The sequence below is a fragment of the Thermoactinomyces daqus genome (assembly GCF_000763315.1).
GTDB classification, from domain to species: domain Bacteria; phylum Bacillota; class Bacilli; order Thermoactinomycetales; family Thermoactinomycetaceae; genus Thermoactinomyces_A; species Thermoactinomyces_A daqus.
Genome location: NZ_JPST01000054.1, coordinates 1 through 1,731 on the forward strand (window position 1 = coordinate 1; position 1,731 = coordinate 1,731).

The following is a 1,731-nucleotide window of genomic DNA, read 5'->3' on the forward strand; positions in this document are numbered from 1 at the left end:
CCCTCAATAAATTAAGATTTTCTCATTCAATCTCTCGTTTACTCCGAATTTGAAAAATGAAGCAAGCATTTAGAACGGATACATCTTGAATAGATGTATAGAAAAGGAATTAAGGGCCTCACTCAAATAGAGGCAAGCCTCTATTTGTAAAAATATGTGAGCGCTAGTGGATCTCCACAATGACCCAAGGGGGTTACCCTCCCATGTCTCACAGGATCAATGTCCCAAAATTCCTTCGTTCTACCTGCCTTGGGGTGGAGGCTGAAATAAGCTCCTTTACAGGGTCTGTGCCCGAATGGTGTAACATTTAGCTCAGCTTCTCCGCGCTTCATATTTGTGAAGAAAACGAGAAAAACGAAATCAAGCGACTTCCTGCAATTGAACTTGTCGCAAAGCTCCTTGGAGCTTTGCTGGATCATAGGGGATTTGTTTACGTCCAAGCACAAACAAAATCCGAATGAGTTTGCAGCATAGAGCAATCAGTGACTGTTTCTTATGCAATGGGTTTACTGAGCGCTTGGTAAAGTGCGCATGTAGAGCTTTGAACTCTGGGATTTTGGCCACAAGTATCATAACAGACCGATAGAGCAATGCTCGTAAGCGGGGGCGACCTCTCTTCGTAATACGGGTTCTGCCCTGGCGCTTACCTGAGCTATTCTCTTTCAGGCTTAACCCTGCCAACTTTTGAATTTGGCGGGGATGGTCATAGCGTTGGAGGTCTCCGACCTCCGACAGAAAGCCTGCCACAGTTGCTAAGCCTACGCCAGGAATCGTGAGCATGTGTGCTGATCCTGGAATCTGGCTAACGAACTCTTCGAGTTGTTCCATCAACTCATCAATCTGTGAAAGTACCAACAGGTATTGCTGGATAAGCAGTTGCAATTCTTTGCGAGCCATTGAAAGGCCCGTGGTTAATCCTATAGAGGTCTTCGCGGCTTCTAATAACCGCGTGGCTTTTTGGATGCCTACAGAACGTTTAATCTCTTGTCTCCATGCCTCGACAATTTGTTCGGCATTCATCGTTTGAACATCCGAAGGCAATGGAAAGTGCTGTAGAGAGAAAAGCGCAGCTTTTCCTTCCCAATCCCTGAAAACGTCAAGGAACTCTGGAAAGAACCGATCCAACCAGTTTTGAATACGCCCTTTAATGCTGGCTAAGTCTGTTCATACCGTTACGAAGTTCGGCGTGGATTCCTTCTGGAACCTGCGGTTCGGAGTACCGTCCATCTTGGACCAGCCTGGCAATAACACGAGCATCTTTCACGTCATTTTTGGTTGGTGAATTGTCGTCCAGTTCTTTGCTCCTCTTAACATGCATCGGGTTGACTATGACCAACTTGATGCCGTGTTTCTTGAGAAACTCGGCCAAACTCAGCCAGTACTGGCCTGTTGGCTCGATCCCAAACAGCACCTGCTGTTTGGAGTGTTGTTTCATCAAGGACCTGATCCAAAAAAGCAATTGGCTAAACCCAGATTGAGATTGACTGAATGCAATGGTCTTTCCCAATTCAACTCCACGAAAGTCTACAGCCCTTGCATAGTGCTTGTGCTTAGCGATGTCTGCACCTACGATTAAAGTCGATTCATTGATTTGCTCAATTTTACGATTTTGCTTATACTTCATTTTGAGTACCTCCTCGGCTATTTAAGGGTCCCATCTGAGACACCTCGTATGTTAGCAGGAGGTACTTTTCCTTTTCAAACAGTCCCCTTCTCCATTACAGGAATGCT

General features: G+C 45.6%; 1 pseudogene. It reads right to left on the reverse strand.

Annotation, left to right across the window (positions count from 1 at the left end):
- Positions 1–360: 360 nt before the first annotated feature.
- Positions 361–1,624 (reverse strand): annotated as a pseudogene (locus JG50_RS18405) (IS110 family RNA-guided transposase).
- Positions 1,625–1,731: the final 107 nt, after the last annotated feature.